This is a genomic window from Variovorax sp. GW821-FHT09A10 (assembly GCF_059418385.1).
Window position 1 is genome coordinate 591,436 of record NZ_JBWKPT010000001.1, and the last position, 15,824, is coordinate 607,259.

At 66.8% G+C, this 15,824-nt stretch carries 16 protein-coding genes; 14 read left to right on the top strand and 2 right to left on the bottom strand.

What is annotated here, in order from left to right:
- Window position 1: 1 nt before the first annotated feature.
- Both AC07Q9_RS02820 and AC07Q9_RS02825 read left to right on the top strand, forming a co-directional pair.
- On the top strand, window positions 2-952 hold the full coding sequence (locus AC07Q9_RS02820; RefSeq protein ID WP_495307232.1) for a PDR/VanB family oxidoreductase: 951 nt from the start codon (window positions 2-4) through the stop codon (window positions 950-952).
- A gap of 49 nt (window positions 953-1,001) precedes the next feature.
- Entirely contained in the window at window positions 1,002-1,970 is a 969-nt protein-coding gene (locus AC07Q9_RS02825; protein WP_495307233.1) for a Bug family tripartite tricarboxylate transporter substrate binding protein, read from the top strand.
- Between the two features lie 33 nt (window positions 1,971-2,003).
- Here the strand turns inward: AC07Q9_RS02825 and AC07Q9_RS02830 are convergent, their stop codons facing one another.
- Window positions 2,004-2,768: an AraC family transcriptional regulator gene (locus AC07Q9_RS02830; RefSeq protein WP_495307235.1), complete on the bottom strand. Its 765-nt coding sequence runs from the start codon at window positions 2,766-2,768 to the stop codon at window positions 2,004-2,006.
- 99 nt (window positions 2,769-2,867) lie between these two features.
- On the opposite strand from AC07Q9_RS02830, the gene AC07Q9_RS02835 reads away from it, so the two are divergent.
- From AC07Q9_RS02835 to AC07Q9_RS02860, 6 genes are all read left to right on the top strand, one after another.
- Window positions 2,868-3,695 (top strand): sulfite exporter TauE/SafE family protein, encoded by an 828-nt coding sequence (locus AC07Q9_RS02835; protein WP_495307237.1) that lies wholly within the window; start codon window positions 2,868-2,870, stop codon window positions 3,693-3,695.
- Between the two features lie 119 nt (window positions 3,696-3,814).
- The gene (locus tag AC07Q9_RS02840) at window positions 3,815-4,765 is read left to right on the top strand and encodes a hypothetical protein (protein ID WP_495307239.1); all 951 of its coding nucleotides are present in this window, start codon (window positions 3,815-3,817) and stop codon (window positions 4,763-4,765) included.
- Between the two features lie 440 nt (window positions 4,766-5,205).
- Window positions 5,206-6,015 carry a hypothetical protein gene (locus AC07Q9_RS02845; protein WP_495307241.1) on the top strand — a complete coding sequence of 270 codons (810 nt, stop codon included), beginning with the start codon at window positions 5,206-5,208 and terminating at the stop codon, window positions 6,013-6,015.
- 142 nt (window positions 6,016-6,157) lie between these two features.
- The gene (locus AC07Q9_RS02850; RefSeq protein WP_495307243.1) at window positions 6,158-6,652 is read left to right on the top strand and encodes a GFA family protein; all 495 of its coding nucleotides are present in this window, start codon (window positions 6,158-6,160) and stop codon (window positions 6,650-6,652) included.
- Complete coding sequence (locus tag AC07Q9_RS02855; protein WP_495307245.1) at window positions 6,649-7,683, top strand: NAD(P)/FAD-dependent oxidoreductase; 1,035 nt, start codon at window positions 6,649-6,651, stop codon at window positions 7,681-7,683. The genes AC07Q9_RS02850 and AC07Q9_RS02855 overlap by 4 nt, the downstream gene beginning before the upstream one ends.
- Before the next feature lie 197 nt (window positions 7,684-7,880).
- Window positions 7,881-8,828 carry a PDR/VanB family oxidoreductase gene (locus tag AC07Q9_RS02860; RefSeq protein WP_495307246.1) on the top strand — a complete coding sequence of 316 codons (948 nt, stop codon included), beginning with the start codon at window positions 7,881-7,883 and terminating at the stop codon, window positions 8,826-8,828.
- Here AC07Q9_RS02860 and AC07Q9_RS02865 read toward each other — a convergent pair.
- Window positions 8,796-9,746 (bottom strand): LysR family transcriptional regulator, encoded by a 951-nt coding sequence (locus AC07Q9_RS02865; RefSeq protein ID WP_495307248.1) that lies wholly within the window; start codon window positions 9,744-9,746, stop codon window positions 8,796-8,798. The genes AC07Q9_RS02860 and AC07Q9_RS02865 overlap by 33 nt on opposite strands.
- Window positions 9,747-9,828: 82 nt before the next feature.
- On the opposite strand from AC07Q9_RS02865, the gene AC07Q9_RS02870 reads away from it, so the two are divergent.
- The 6 genes from AC07Q9_RS02870 (at window position 9,829) to AC07Q9_RS02895 (ending at window position 15,809) form a co-directional block, all read left to right on the top strand.
- Entirely contained in the window at window positions 9,829-10,680 is an 852-nt protein-coding gene (locus AC07Q9_RS02870) for an ABC transporter ATP-binding protein (RefSeq protein WP_495307250.1), read from the top strand.
- Window positions 10,667-11,458 (top strand): ABC transporter permease, encoded by a 792-nt coding sequence (locus AC07Q9_RS02875; protein WP_489061835.1) that lies wholly within the window; start codon window positions 10,667-10,669, stop codon window positions 11,456-11,458. The genes AC07Q9_RS02870 and AC07Q9_RS02875 overlap by 14 nt, the downstream gene beginning before the upstream one ends.
- A gap of 68 nt (window positions 11,459-11,526) precedes the next feature.
- Complete coding sequence (locus AC07Q9_RS02880) at window positions 11,527-12,528, top strand: ABC transporter substrate-binding protein (RefSeq protein ID WP_495307253.1); 1,002 nt, start codon at window positions 11,527-11,529, stop codon at window positions 12,526-12,528.
- A 16-nt stretch (window positions 12,529-12,544) separates the two neighbouring features.
- A complete protein-coding gene (locus AC07Q9_RS02885) occupies window positions 12,545-13,639 on the top strand; it encodes an aromatic ring-hydroxylating dioxygenase subunit alpha (RefSeq protein WP_495307255.1) in 1,095 nt (364 codons plus the stop codon).
- A 23-nt stretch (window positions 13,640-13,662) separates the two neighbouring features.
- Complete coding sequence (locus AC07Q9_RS02890) at window positions 13,663-14,490, top strand: creatininase family protein (RefSeq protein WP_495307256.1); 828 nt, start codon at window positions 13,663-13,665, stop codon at window positions 14,488-14,490.
- Entirely contained in the window at window positions 14,463-15,809 is a 1,347-nt protein-coding gene (locus AC07Q9_RS02895; RefSeq protein ID WP_495307258.1) for a cytosine deaminase, read from the top strand. The genes AC07Q9_RS02890 and AC07Q9_RS02895 overlap by 28 nt, the downstream gene beginning before the upstream one ends.
- The last annotated feature ends 15 nt before the right edge of the window (window positions 15,810-15,824 follow it).

The window sequence follows — 15,824 nt, forward strand, 5'->3', positions numbered from 1 at the left end:
CATGAAGCTCCTCGTCACCCGCCTCACGCATGAGGCGCAGGATGTGCTCGGCCTGGAGTTGCGTGCGCAGGACGGCGCCGTGCTGCCGCCCTTCACCGCGGGCGCCCATGTGGACCTGCTGCTGCCCGGCGACATCCGCCGACAGTATTCGCTGGCCAACTCGCCGCTGGAGCGCCACCGCTACGTGCTCGGCGTGGGCCTGGCGCCAGCCTCGCGCGGCGGCTCGGCCTTCGTTCACCAGCGCCTTGCCGTGGGCGATGTGCTCGAGGTGGGCGCGCCGCGCGCGCTGTTCCGCATCGACCCGGCCGCCACCGAGCATGTGTTCGTGGCCGGCGGCATCGGCATCACGCCCCTCCTGAGCATGATCCTCTGGTGCGAGGCCCACGCCAGGCCCTGGAAGCTGCTGTACTGCGTGCGCACGCGGGCCCGTGCCGCCTATGCGTGGACGCTGGCGCGCCACCCTGACCGCGTGCAACTGCACGTGGACCAGGAAGCGGCAGGCACGCCGCCCGATCTGGCGGGCTGGCTGCGCCGTGCAGCCCCGGGCGCGCACGTCTACTGCTGCGGCCCGGAAGGGTTGATGAACGCGGTCGGCACAGCCGCAGGCGTTGTCGGCATCGACAAGGCGGCCACCCATTTCGAACGCTTCGCGCCGCCGGAACACGCCGCGCCCGTGGCACCGGCCGGCAGCTTCACCGTGGTGCTGCATCGCAGCGGCCAGCGGATCGAGGTCGCACCGCAGCAGAGCCTGCTCGATGCACTGGAAGGTGCGAACGTCAGCGTTCCCTTCTCGTGCCGCGAAGGCATGTGCCGCAGCTGCGAGGTGCCGCTGCTCGAAGGCGAGGCCGAGCACCGCGACTTCGTGCTCAGCGACGAGGAGCGCGACCGCCACACCTGCATCCTGCCCTGCGTGTCCCGCGCACGCAGCGCCGTGCTCGTTCTCGATCTCTGACGCCCCCCAATAACAAGCAGACAACTCAACCCCACCACTGGAGACAACCATGTTCAGAAAAATGACGGCCGCCTGCGCAGCGATCACGCTGGCGCTGCCCATCGCCGCGCAGGAAAGCTACCCCTCGCGGCCGATCCGCCTCGTCGTGCCCTACGCGGCCGGCGGCGCGACCGACTTCGTGGCGCGCACCCTCGGCGACCGCCTCTCGAAATCGATGGGGCAACCCGTGGTGGTGGACAACAAGGCGGGCGCGGCGGGCGCCATCGGCGCCGGCGAAGTCGGCCGCGCCAAGCCCGACGGCTACACGCTGCTGATGACCATCACCGATTCGCAGATCAACAACACGGCGCTGTTCAAGACCCTGGCCTACGACCCGCAGAAGGACTTCGTCGGCGTCACGCAGGTGGTGCGCAGCCCGGCGCTGATTTCCACGCACCCCGGCACCGGCATCAAGAGCATCGAAGACCTGAAGGCCAAGGTGGCCAAGGGCGTGAAACTGAGCTACGGGTCCTGGGGCGTCGGCGGGCTGGGCCATCTGGCCGGTGAGAGCCTCAACCGCGGACTGAGTGCCGGCATGGTCCATGTGCCGCAACGCGGCGAAGGGCCCGTGGTGACCGACCTGCTGTCGGGCACCATCGACCTCGGCCTGTCGTCGGTGCCCAGCGCCATGCAGCATGTGCCGACGGGCAAGGTCGTGCCGCTGGCCGTGCTGGGGCGCCAGCGTTCCACCACGCTCCCGCAGGTCCCGACCATGAGCGAACTGGGCTTCAAGGACCCGCTCTACGACACCAACGTCTGGGTCGGGCTGCTGGCACCGGCGAAGACGCCGCAGCCCATCGTCGACAAGCTGGCCCGCGAGGTGCGCGCCATCGTCGGCTCGCCCGACGTCAGCCAGCTGTTCGTGAGCCGTGGCTTCGAGATGATGAACAGCACGCCCGAGCAGTTCGCGGCGTCGTACAAGGAAGAGTTCAACGTCATCACCCGGCGGATGCGCGACCTGGGCGTCGAGGCGCAATGAGGCGGGCGACCGCCCGGCGCCCCATGAGGCACGTCACGTCGCCATGAACGCCGACGGCTTCTGCCCGAGCCGCTTTCGGAACATCGTCGAGAAGGCCCCCGGGCTGTCGTAGCCCAGCTGAAGCGCCACGGTGGTCACCGACTGGCCCGTGGCCAACTGGGCCATGGCCGAAAGCAGGCAGGCCTGGCTGCGCCATTCGGCGAACGTCATGCCCGTGTGCAAGCGAAAGAACCGGCTGAACGTGCGTTCGCTCTGGTGCAGCTGCCGTGCCCAGGCGAGCGGAGGCGTGCGCACGTCGGGCTGGTGCAGGAACGCGATGCACAACGCCGCCAGGCGTGGATCGCTGGGCAGCGGCGCAAAGAAGGGCAATGCAGCCGCACGGCGCACCTCCTGCAGCACCAGGGACATCAACAAGCCATCGCGGCCCCGCTCGTCATACAGCGCCGGCACGTCGATGGCCTCGATCAGCAGCTGCCGCAGCAAGGGCGACACCGCCAGCACTTCGCACAGCGAACCCTCGCGCGGTGCCGCTGCGGGCTCGATGTAGAGGCTGCGGGTGCTGACGCCCACCATCTTCACCCGGTGCGGCTTGCCGGCGGGAATCCAGACGCCGCTGTGAGGCGGAACGACCCACGCGCCATCGTCCGTGCCCACCTCCATCAGCCCGGTCGCGCCATAGAGAAACTGGGCGCGGCGATGGCTGTGCATTTCGAGCACGGTGCCCGGCGCGTAGTCGGTGCCGATGGCCAGAACGGCACGCGGCGTGAGGTCGAGGGCGTCGAGGGACTGGTTGCGCACAGCGAATCGGTGGGTTGGCCGGAACGCAAATATTGTTGACCGAAGCGCGCACGCGCGCCAAGCCGCCCCGCTCTAGCCTCGAGGCTTCTTTCTGTGTCGATGGAGTTGCTCGTGTCGTTGTATCTGTTGTTGGTGGTGTGTGGATGCCTGACGGGCGTCACCACTGTGCTGTTCGGTTTCGGCGGTGGGTTCGTCGTGGTCCCGTTGCTGTACCAGCTCTTGTCCCAGCTGAACGCGCCTGACAGCGCCATCGGGCAGTCGGCCATGCAGATCGCCGTCGCCACCTCCACGTGCGTGATGATCTTCGGCGCGCTGCTGGCGACCTGGCGTCATCAGCGTGCAGGGACGCTGGACTGGTCGCAAGTCCGCCCGCTGCTGGGCACCCTGGGTGCCGGTGCGGTGCTGGGTGCGCTGGCCGCCACCGCGGTGCATGGGGAATGGCTGCGCTGGGCATTTGCGGCGTACCTCGCGCTGACCATCGGGGACTGCTGGCTCCGGCCCGGTTTTCTTTCGCCGGCTGCGGCGCCCAAGACAGCGCCCTCTGCCACGGCCACGACGCTGTCGGGGCTGGTGATCGGCGGCATCGCCGCATTCCTCGGGGTCGGCGGCAGCGTGATGACGGTGCCCCTCATGCGCCGTCGCGGCATCGAGATGCGCCGCGCGACGGCCATGGCCAACCCGCTGTCCCTGCCGGTGGCGCTGGCGGGCACGGCCACCTACGTGGCCTTGTCGACCACATCGACGCCGTCGTTCGGGCCATGGCATCTGGGGTACGTCGACGTGCGCGCGGCGGCCACGCTCGTGGTGGGCTCCTGGATCGGCATTCGCGTCGCCGCACTGTGGATCGGGCGCATTCCAGACCGACTCCACGCCAAGGTCTACCTGGCTTTGCTGATCGTGGTTTTCCTGGCGATGGTGGTGCGCTGACCGCGTGGGCCTGCGCGGCCGCATCGGGCGTTCCCTAGGCGACAGGCGCGGCGCACAGACTTTGCCATCATCGCGAATTCGACTGCCGCCTGCCGCCTGCTACACGGAGCCCTCCCCCCATGACCTCGCCTTTCACCACCACCGCCCTGGGCCTGTGCGGCCCGCTGCGCCAGCCGCGTCAGATGCTGGCCGACCAGACCTACGACGACCACAAATCGATCCATGACGACGCGACGGCGGAAAACCTGGGCTTGCGCGCCGGGCCGATCGAAGGGCCGACGCACTTCAGCCAGTTCGATCCCCTGCTGTTCCACGTGTTCGGCCAGGCCTGGTTCGAGACCGGCTGCATCAGCGCTCATTACCAGAACATGGTGGTCGAGGGCGAATCGGTGCGTGCCTTTGTCGACCTGCCCGCACCCGGCGCCACCTTCGTTCGCCTGCGTGCCGAGAAGGCCGACGGCACGCCGGTGCTGACCGGCACCGCATCGATCGGCGATGCCTCGCAGCACCCGCACGAGCTGCGCCAGCGCATCGCGAAGCTGCGCCCGGCCCAGGGACTGGTCATCAACCGCGACCTGCGCGTGGGCCAGCGCGGCGCCGTCGTCGAGAAGATCCGCATGGGCTTCGACCAGCACATGGGCGACCACTACCCCTTCACGTTGGCGGACAAGCTCAAGGTCATCACCGAGCCCTGCGACTGGTACACGCCCGAAGGCGGCAAGGGTTCGCCTTGGGGCCGGGCCATCATCCCGACCGAGATGATCAGCGTGCTGCTCGGCTCCACCAGCGCCGAGGCCCAACTGAGCGGGCGCAAGCCGGCGGTGGGCCTGTTCGCCGGGCAGGAGATTCGCCTGATCAAGGGCCCGCTCTTCGTGGATCAGGACTACGAACTCGAGCGCGAAATCATCGCGCTGAGCGAAAGCGCGCGCACCGAGTCCGTGTGGATACGCACCCAGGTGTACGAGATGCCATCGCGCACGCTGGTGGCCGAGATGATCCTCAATGGCGCGACGATGAAGGCGTCGTACCCGAACTACGAAGCCGAGGCCAAGGAGCTCGGGCTGGCCTGAGCGCCCACCGGTCGCACTACCGTCCCATGCGCACACTTGGGCTGGATAGGAAGGAGTACCTTTGAGGACCTCCTTTTGACTGCGTCTCCTTGACCAGTATGAGTTGCAGGCAGAATTCATCGTTGCCCACTACGGGCGAGCGGGTAGGGGCTAACCTTTCCATCGAACAGACAGTCGTCCCGGACCGCTGGGTACCTGCCGCTCATGCCAAACGTTAGGCGTCGCAAATGCATAGCTCGCAAGCCACAGCTTGGATCGCCCTCCGCACTCCATCGATCTTCCATCCAGAACGGCAGTGTGCGTACGCCGTCGCTCGAGACTCTTGGGTGTCCGGCCTTGAGACTGCTTGCCGTACGTTAAGCAGTACTGTTGAATTGCGCGGTTTTGAATTCGCAGATCCGCCGGACGATGTGCTTCAGTGGATGGCAGAACGAAGCTTCATGGCCAACACCAAGCTCTGTGAGTATGTCAGGCTGGATGCAGACATCTCGATAGACCTGACTTCTCTCGCAGAAGCCAACTCCAAGAAGGTCGCGGACCTGGAGCCAGAATTTATCGCGGCCTGCGCTGCCATGGATCTATCTAGGGTTGTCGAGAATTTGCAACTCTTGTCTGAGCTGTCCGCCCCAGGTTACATCGACTGTCTTGCTGGCTTAGCTAGCGCCGAAGGGCTCGCGTCCTACTCGATACATAGCAAGGGTACTTATAGAGAACTGAGCTTTCCTGAACCTAGCGATCCAACCTGGCCACCACTGGAACAGATCGCTATTCAAGATGTCGCCCGATGGGCGAAGTCCGTTGGAATGCTCGAGTGCGGCCTAGCCACTTCCCGCATTCAGCGAGCACTCGCATCTTTCAGCCACGTTGTTGGATTGACTTGGCTACGTCACGGCGACGTGCTCTTCCGTGCCATGCAAGGGCTTGAAGCCTTCTACTGTGATGGTGTTGGGGACTTGAGGCGTCAACTCTCAGAAAAGTCCAAGATTTGGCTTGGCTCTTGGGAAGATCGTCGGAACGTCGTAGGCAATCTCTATGATCTCCGATCAAAGTTCGTCCATGGAGCGGCAAAACTGGAGTTCTGGAATCATCACCATGATGCTTGGTCCGAAGATGAGAAAGTCATGAAGGAATTTTCGTACGGCCAATCCTTCGCCGTTCGACTGCTGATTGCTACCCTTCAAAAGTCCTGCACTACCAAGACCACTGATCTAGTTTGGTCCTATTCAGTAGCCGCCCACAACGACGCGTGATCCACGCACGAAGGGAGCACTGACGGCAAGCTGCCGCTCTGTGTCGTTGGTCAGATGACCGAATCGCGCCACTGCGCGCTCTACGCGCGCTCGTCGACCCCAAAGAACTGCCGGGGCAGAATCCTCTCTTTTTGGGTGCCGTATGCCAGCTGTACTTGAAGGGGGTTGCCTCTGCGGCAAGGTCCGATTCAGCACGAGCCAGCCGCCGCTGCGCACGTTCGCCTGCCATTGCACCTTCTGCCAGCGCATGACCGGCACGTCGTTCTACGCCGAGTCCCTCTTTCCGATGGACGCCGTGCAGTTCAACGACGGCGAACTGCGGCAGTACGCACATCACTCGGATGGCAGCCACAAGCAGGTCTTCGTTCATTTCTGCCCCTCGTGCGGCACGACGATGGGCCTGACCTTCGAACGCTGGCCCGACATGCGTGCCATCTCGCGCGGGTGCTACGACGATCCGAACGCGGTCGAACTCACGAGCCACATCTGGACCCGCTCTGCGCAAAGCGGTGTGGCCTTGCCGGCCGACGTGGATTGCTTTGCCAGGGCGCGGGCCACGCTGGATGGCGTGCCCGAAGTGGCGTCACGGCATGAAGCGCCTGTGCTGGCTCGGCCATCGAGCCCGCCCCTTCCGTGAAACACAGAAGCAAGGTCATCGTGGTGGGCGGCGGCATCCTGGGTGCGTCGGCCGCGTGGCATCTGTCCAGGGCAGGCGCCGCAGTCACATTGATTGAACGCGCCCCCGACGATCGCTCCTCTGCAACCGCCTCCTCTTTCGGATGGGTGGGCGCCAGTGCAAGCACGCCTTCCGACAACCCGACAGCGTTCGCCGAGCGGTTGAAGGCACTGGAGGCGTTCGCCCGTCTCGCGCGCGAACTCGGCCCGTTGCCGATCGCAGCGCGCGGCGCGCTGCTCTGGGGGTCTACGGAAGATGAAACGGCCGCCATGATTGCCGAGCATCGAGCCGCCGGCACGCGGATGGAGCGACTCACTCGCGCCCAGGTCGCCGCAATGGAACCGCTGCTTGCAGAGCCACCCCCGCTCGCTGCCTGGGCGCCCGGCGACTTCGCGTTGGAGCCCGCCGCCTTCGCGCGCCAACTGCTGGCAGGCGCGCAGGCTGCGGGGGCATGCATCCGCCACGGAACGGTTCAAGCCATCGAAGCCGCAGGCCATCGGATCACAGGTGTCGTGATCGAAGGGCAGACCCTGCCTGCCGACACGGCGGTGCTCGCCAACGGCCATGGCGCGCGCACGCTGGCCGCGACGGTCGGCGTCGACCTTCCGGTCCATGCATCGCCGGCCGTGTTGATTCGATTCGGTGCGCAGGCGCACGGCATTCGCCACCTGATCTGCGCGCAGGACATGGAGCTGCGCCCCGCCCTGGGAGGCGGCCTTGTGTCTGCTGCCGACTGTCCAGAAGAAGGCGAGGCCGGCCTTCCTGCCCTTGCCGCGCGAACGGGCCACGCCATTGCGCATCTGCTTGGGGCCGCGACGGCGCCATCGCTTCTGTCCATCAACGCCGTGCAACGTCCCATGACCACCGACGGCAGGCCACTTTGCGGCGCTGTGGGAAAGATCGACGGCTTGTATGCCGTGGTCGCGCACCCCGGCGTGATCCTTGCCCCGCTCCTGGGTCGGCGCTGCGCCGAAGCTGTCCTGGGTTGTTGACTGCGGCAGGGCCTGCAAGGTTCGGGAGCGCTTCGACAACGACACAGCTTGGACACCAGCGCCGAAGGGGGGCGACTCGACCCGGCGCATTCCGCACGTGGATAGCGCAAATTCGGAAGACAGATGGACTCTGCACCACGCCGCTCACAAACTGGAACCACTCCTGCAAGCCGCGTTGGAGAGAAAGCAGAGAAGAAATGAAAAGCATCGAAGTTCTCGTCGCCGATGTCCAGCAGGAATGCGAAGACGTGAAAAGCTATACGCTGGTTTCCGCGACCCCTGATCCGCTGCCGTCGTTCGAGCCAGGTGCTCACGTGGACGTCCAAGCGGGCGAGATAGGCCTGCGCCAGTATTCGTTGTGCAACGACGCTGCCGACGGGCAGAACTACCGCATCGCCGTCAAGCGGGAAGCCACTGGGCGCGGCGGCTCCGCGTGGATGCACGCGCACATCGCCCCGGGAGACCGGCTGCGCATCAGCCGGCCCCGCAACAACTTCAGGCTCGATGCACCGGACGCCAGACACCTTCTGCTCGCCGGGGGCATCGGCATGACGCCGCTGCTGTCGATGGCCGAACAGCTGTGGAATCAGAAAACGGACTTCGAGCTGTGTTGCTTCGTGCGAAGCCAGGCGCACCTGGCCTTCTCCGAGCGCCTGCGCACCGCCCCCTGGGCCCATCGGGTGCGCTTGCATTTCGATGCACCGCATGGCCCCAAACTGGATCTCGGTACGCTGCTGGGCAGCCCGCCTGCGGGTTCACAACTCTACATGTGCGGGCCGGCCGGCTTCATGAATGCCGTGACTCAGGCCGCACGCGACTGGCCTGAAGCGACGCTGCATTGCGAGCACTTCGCGCCCGTCACACGCGAGCCGGCCCGCGACAGCGCCCCCTTCGACGTACAACTCGCGCAGAGCGGGCAGCGCCTTCACGTGCCGGCCGATCAGTCCCTTCTCTCGGTGCTGCGAGGCGCCGGTGTGCCACTGATGACATCGTGCGAACAAGGCGTGTGCGGCACCTGCGTCACGCGCTACATCGACGGTGACCCGGTGCATGGAGACTCGTGCCTCAGCGCCAGAGAAAGGCAGACCCACGTCGCCGTCTGCAGCGCGCGTTCACGCAGCGCGCTGCTGGTTCTGGACCTGTAGCGCCTGTGTCTGCATCGCCTGATCGCGAAACCACAGGTGGGCCGGATGCTGGTGCGTCCGGTCGTGCCAGTAAAGGTAGACGTCGTAGGCCGGCACCTCCAGCGGTGTCGCCAGTTCGCAAAGCCTGAAGCGTTCGCGAAAGCGCACCGCCAGCGACATCGGCAGCAGCGCCACCATGTCCGACTTCTCCACGAGCTCCGGCACGGTGAGGTAGTTCGGCGTGACGAAGCGGCGGTTGCGCCGCAGCCCTTTGGCCTCCAGCGCCTGATCGACCGTATCGCCAAAGCAGTTCACCGTCGGCATGATCACGATGTGGTCGAGCGCCGCGAACGCCTCGGTCGTGAGCGTCTTCCCGTCGGCCCAATGCCCCTCGCGCGCCAGGCACACCACGCGGTCGCGAAACAGCAGCCGGTGGCGCAGGTCGCGCAGGCTGGGCGGCAACATGCCGATGCAGAAATCGACCTCCCCCGCTTCAAGCACCTTGTTGAGCTGCGACGGATGCAGCGGGTGCCGCACCGAGACGGAGATGCTCGGAAAGCTCGCGCCCAGCCGCTGCACCAGCGGCCCCATGAACACACTCTCCAGATAGTCCGTGACGACGACGCGGAACGCGTAGCGCGTTGCATTCGGATCGAAGGCGACGGCGTTGCCGAGCAGTTGGTCCATCTCCTTCAGGATGCGCTCGGCGAATTCGCGCAACTGGATGGCCTTGGCCGTGGGGATGAGGCCGCTCCCGCCCTTCACCAGGATCGGATCGGCGGTCACCTCGCGCAGCTGCGCCATGGCGCGGCTCATTGCCGGCTGGCTGATCGAGAGTGCGTCGCCAGCACGCGAGACATGCGAGTGATCGACCAGCGCCACCAGGCACTTCAAGAGATAGAAATTGAGTTCGCCGCTGTCGTTTCTCTTTTGCTGCATAGGTGCTATCCGGCTGTTGCATGGACGTGGGGGAGGCGCCTCGGGATACTAAGTCGAATCCCACGCTGAAGGAGCAAGCCGAGTGAGACAAGCCGCACATCTGCATGAGGTGCCACCGGTGGCACACGCGCCGCACGAACGGGCGCCGGTGATCGAGGTCGTCGCTGTCGACAAGCGCTACGCCAACGGCACCGTGGCGCTCGCGGACGCTTCGCTCGACATCCACGACGGCGACTTCGTCACCCTGCTCGGTCCCTCGGGCTGCGGAAAGAGCACGCTGCTTCGCCTGTTGGCGGGCCTGGGCCAGGTCAGCAGCGGCTCGATCCGCTGGTGGCAGCGCGACACGCCCGTGCTCGAACGCGAAGACCAGCGGCTGGCCTTCGTCTTCCAGGACGCGACCCTCATGCCCTGGGCGCGCGTCGGCGAGAACGTAGCCCTTCCGCTGGAGCTGATGAATCGCTTCGACCGCAAGACGCGCGACCGGAAGGTCGACGAGGCGCTCGCGCTGGTGGGCCTGGAGAGTTTCAAGAAAGCCTACCCGCGCGAACTGTCGGGCGGGATGCAGATGCGGGTGTCGATCGCGCGGGCGCTGGTCACGGAGCCCAACCTGATGCTGATGGACGAGCCCTTCGGTGCGCTGGACGAGATGACGCGCAACCGCCTCAACGACGACCTGCTCACCATCTGGCACGAGCGCCGGCTGACCACCGTGTTCGTGACGCACAGCCTGCACGAGGCCGTCTACATGTCCTCGCGCGTGATCGTGATGGCGGCGCGGCCCGGCCGCGTGATCGACGAGGTGAGCATCGACAGCGCCTATCCGCGCGGCCCGGCCTTTCGCGTGTCGCACGACTACCTTCGGCACATGGAGCGCCTGACGGAAGCGCTCGAACGGGCCAGCCGGCTCGGAGGAGAAAAGCATGCGGCGCATTGACTGGAAGAAAAGCCGCCTGCCGGCCGTCGGCATCGGCATCGCGCTGCTGCTGCTGTGGCAGGGGTTGGTCAGCCTGCTGAAGATCCCCGTGTTCATTCTTCCGGGACCCCTGGATGTGCTGGAGGCGCTGGTGAAAGACCGCACGCTGCTGCTCACCGGGCTGATGTTCACGCTGAAGGTGACCTGCATGGCCTTCGTCGCCGCGGTGGTGATCGGTGTGGCGGTCTCGTTCGCACTCGCGCAAAGCCGCGTGCTGGAGAACGGTGTGATGCCCTACATGGTCGTGCTGCAGGTCACGCCCGTGGTGGCCATCGCGCCGCTGGTCATCATCTGGATCAGCAACACCTTCGTTGCGCTCGTCGCCATCGCCACCATCACGGCGCTCTTTCCCATCATCGCGAACACCACGCTCGGCCTGCGCTCCGTGCCGGCCAACCTGGTCAGCCTGTTCCAGATCTACCGGGCCTCCAGCCTGCAGACGCTGCGGCGCCTCAAGGTGAAAGCGGCGCTGCCCTACTTCTTCGCGGGGGCGCGCATCAGCAGCGGCCTCGCGCTGATCGGGGCGGTGGTGGCGGAGTTCGTGGCCGGCACGGGCGGCGCGCAGTCCGGTCTGGCTTTCATGATTCTGGAGTCGGGCGTGCAGTTGAAGGTGCCGCGCATGTTCGCCGCGCTGTTCCTCATCTCACTGACCGGCATCGTGCTCTTCGCGCTCATGGTCTTCGTGTCGAACCGGGCGCTCGGCGCCTGGCACGAGAGCACGGCCACCAGCGAGCAATGACACGAGCCATGACGCCCGCGTCCACAGCGGCGCGCATCGATCCCTCCCTCACCCCCACAGGAGTCCCCATGCCTTCTCGCTCCCTTCGGCCCCTCATGGCGACTTGCGCCATCCTGCTGATCACCCTGTCAGCTGCGGTGCGGGCGCAAACGGCCTCGCCGCCCCCCAAGCGGGATGTCACCGTCGCGCTGAGCTTCTTCGCCTCCGCCGAGCACGGCGGCTACTACGCGGCCGTCGCCGAAGGCATCTACGAGAGGGCCGGGATGAACGTGAAGATCACCCAGGTCGGCCCGCAGACCAACAACATGCAGCTGGTGGTTTCCGACCGCGCCGACTTCGGCAACGGCTGGACGATGCGCACGCTGAACGCGGCGCGCGAGAACATTCCGCTGGTCAGCGTCGCCGCAATCTTCCAGCGCGATCCGCAGTGCCTGGTCATGCACACAGGCGCCTACCGCAGCCCGGCCGAGCTCAAGGGCGCGCCGCTGCGCATCTCGCAGGCCGCGCGCGGCAGCTTCTGGCCGTGGCTGAAGGCGAAGTACGGCCTTGACGACTCGCAGTTGCGCCCCTTCGACGTGGGCTACGGACCGCTGCTGCAGAACCCGAAGATGGTCCAGCAAGGCTACATCTCGACCGACGAGTTCCACTTCCGGCGCGAGAAGCTCGACCTCAGCTGCATGCTGCTCGCCGACTTCGACTGGAGCAGCTACCAGTACTCGATCGACACCTCCCAGCGCATGGTGCGCGACCACCCGAAGGTGGTGGCCGACTTCGTGCGCGCCACCATCGACGGCTGGCACGCGTTCATGCGCAACCCCGAACCGGCGGCGCGGCTCATCAAGGCCAACAACCCGCAGATGACGGACGAACAGATCGCGTTCTCGATGGCACAGATCCGCAAGCACGGCCTGCTCGATGCGGGCGACGCCGCCGGCGGGCGCATCGGAATCATGACCGAGCAACGCATCGACGCCTTCTACCAATCCATGGTGACGGCGAAGGCCCTGCCGCCCGGACTGGACACCCGCCGGGTCTTCGACCTGAGCTTCATCAAGCAGATCTATCCATAACCCAAGGAGAACAACAATGCTCGTCACTCAACAAAAACTGTTTCGCCGCTTCTGGTACCCGGTGATGCCCGCGCAGATGCTGGACGAAGGCCGCCCCATGCCCTTCAAGCTGCTGGGCGAGGACATCGTGCTGTGGCGGCGCGCCGAAGGCGGCTACGCCGCAATGGAAGACCGCTGCTGCCACCGGACCGCCCGCCTCTCGCTGGGCTGGGTGGAAGACGACAACATCGTGTGCGCGTACCACGGCTGGGCCTACGACTGCAGCGGACGCTGCGTCAAGATTCCGCAGAACCCGGACGCGAAGGACATCCCCTACCGTGTGTCCAGCTACGCGACGCAGGTGCGCTACGGCTATGTGTGGGTGTGCCTCGACATGAACCCGCTCAACAGCATCCCGGACCTCGAGGAAGACGGCGCCGAAGGCTTTCGCTGCATCCAGGAGTTCTACGAGCCGTGCAAGGCGTCCGGCTTGCGGCTGATGGAGAACTTCTTCGATTTCTCCCATACCAGCTTCGTGCACAAGGGCACCTTCGGCAACCTGCAGGACCCGCGCCCGCGCGACACGGAAATGGAAGAAACCGACGAGGGGATCACGCTGCGCGGCGACCTGCCGGTGGTCAACTCGGACGCGCACATCAAGCGCGTGGTGAAGGACGAGGGACATGACTCCACGCGGCACATGGAAAGCAAGTGGTACCTGCCGTTCATGCGCAAGTCGCGCATCCGGTATCCGAACGGCCTGATCCATTCGCTGGTGACGTACGCCACGCCGATCGACGACGACCATTCGATGCTGTGCCAGTGGATCTACCGCAACGACACCGAGGCGCAGGTCCCTGCCGCCGACTGCATCGAGATGGACCGCCGCATCACGAACGAAGACATCGTGATCCTGGCCGGCGTCGAGCCCGATGTGCCGCTCTCGGCCTCGCGGGAGGAAGAAGCGCACATGTACACCGACCGCCCCGGGCTGGCGATGCGGCGGCGCATCCTGGCGCTGCTGCGCGAGCACGGTGAAACCGAAGTCCGCTCCGCCCGCAGCCTGGCACGCATCGCGGTGCGCAGCGTGCCGGTGGCACCGCCCGTGCCGGTCGCCGCACGGGTCGCCTGAGCGCCATGGAAACGCCGTCCCCCATGACCGCTCCCGCCATGCGCCTTCCCTTTCGCCAGTGGTCGCACTACACGAGCCGCGACTTCGCACAGCTCGACCGTTCCAGGCTGATTGCCGTGCTGCCGGTCGGGGCGATCGAACAGCACGGGCCGCACCTGCCGATGGCGGTCGACACGGCCATCATCAACGGCATGGTCGACGCCTGCGCCGCCCGGCTGCCGGCGGAGTCGCCCGTGCTGTTCCTGCCCGCGCAGCCGATCGGCAAGAGCAACGAGCACGCGCGCTATCCCGGCACGCTCACGCTGTCGGCCGCCACGCTGGCCGCCAACTGGATGGAGATCGGCGCCAGCGTGGCCGCGGCCGGCGTGCGCAAGCTGGTGCTGTTCAACAGCCACGGCGGACAGACCTCGGTGATGGACATCGTGGCACGCGACCTGCGCCAGCAGCACGACCTGCTGGTGGTGTGCGTCAACTGGTACGGGCTGGGGTTGCCCGAAGGGCTGATCGACGCCGACGAACTGCGCTTCGGCCTGCATGCCGGCGACCTCGAAACCTCCATCCTGCTGGCGCTGCACCCGACGCTCGTGAAGATGGAAGAGGCGCGCAACTTCGAGTCGCGCGAACGCCTGGCCGTGCGCACCTTCGAGCAACTGGCCTACGACGCGGGCAACGGGCTCATCGCCTGGCAGACCCAGGACCTGAATCCGATGGGCGCCTGCGGCGATGCGACCCGCGCAACCGCCGACAAAGGGCACCGCGTGATCGCGCATGTCGCGGAACGCTTCGCCTCGCTGATGGACGAGATCGACCGGCTTCCCCTGGCGTGGCTGAGCGCAGAGCCCGCGTGGTGAAGACCGATCCGGCCGGCGCCCTGGTGGCAGGGGCGCAGCCGGCCTGGCTGCTCCACGCGCGCATTCCAGGGCGCCTGCTCGACCCCGCCACGCGCGCGAAGCTGCCCGTGGCCGCACCGGGGCTGCACCGCGCGCATCTGTGCATCGAGGGCGGACGCGTGCGGGCCATCGAAGCCTGTGCCCCCGCCGATGCGAGCGCGGCCATCGACCTGCGCGACGGCGTCGTGACCAGCGCGTGGGTCGAGGCCCACACGCACCTCGACAAAAGCCAGACCGGCCCCCGCCTCGCGCACAACGGCAACTCCCTGCAGCAGGCCATCGCGTGCTCGGCCGCCGACCGGGCGACGTGGACCGAATCCGACTTGCGGCGGCGCATGGATTTTTCGCTGCGCACCGCACACGCGCACGGCACGCGGGCGGTGCGCACGCACCTCGACTGGGTCCATGGCGACGCGCCGCTGGCCTGGCGCGTGGCACAGGACCTGAGGGACGCGTGGTCCGGGCGCATCGCGCTGCAGCTGTCGTCGATCTGCCCGCTGCCGCTGTTCGCCGATGCCGCCGCGGGCGCGCAGGTGGCCCGGACGCTGGCCGCCGGGGCGGGCATCCTGGGCGCCTCGGTGCACCCGGTGCCGAAGCAGCGGCTGCTGCTGGAGCGGGTGTTCGAACTGGCGGTGCGTCACGACCTGAACCTCGACTTCCATGTCGACGAGCATCTGCTGGACGACACGGCCGGCATGCAGACCATCGCCGACCTGACCCTGCAGCACCGCTGGGCCGGCCGCGTCGTCTGCGGCCATTGCTGCGCGCTGGCCGTGGCGCCGCCGGCGCGCGTGCACAGCCTGCTGCAGGACTTCGTGCGGGCCGGCATCCATCTGGTGAGCCTCCCGCTGGCCAACCTCCAGTTGCAGGACCGGCAACCCGGTGCCATGCCGCGCACGCCGCGCACGCGCGGCATCGCGCCGGTGCGGGAGGCCGTCGCGCTGGGGGTGCCGGTGAGCATCGCGTCGGACAACGTGCGCGACCCCTTCGTGCCTTACGCCGACTTCGACCTGCTCCACGTGCTCGCCGTCACGGCCCTCGCGGCGCATCTGCCGGACCCGCTCGCACATTGGATCGACAGCATCACGAGCCGACCGGCCCGCGCCATGGGCCTTGCCTGGGACGGCGTGCTGCATCCCGGGTGCCCGGCGGACCTGGTCCTGCTGCAAGGGCGCGACAGCGACGAACTGTGCAGCCGCCCGCAGGCGCCGCGACAGGTCTTGCGCGCGGGCCGCCTGATCGACACCACGCTGCCCGACTTCCGGGAGCTCGACGCCTGACCCGCTCCCGGCGTG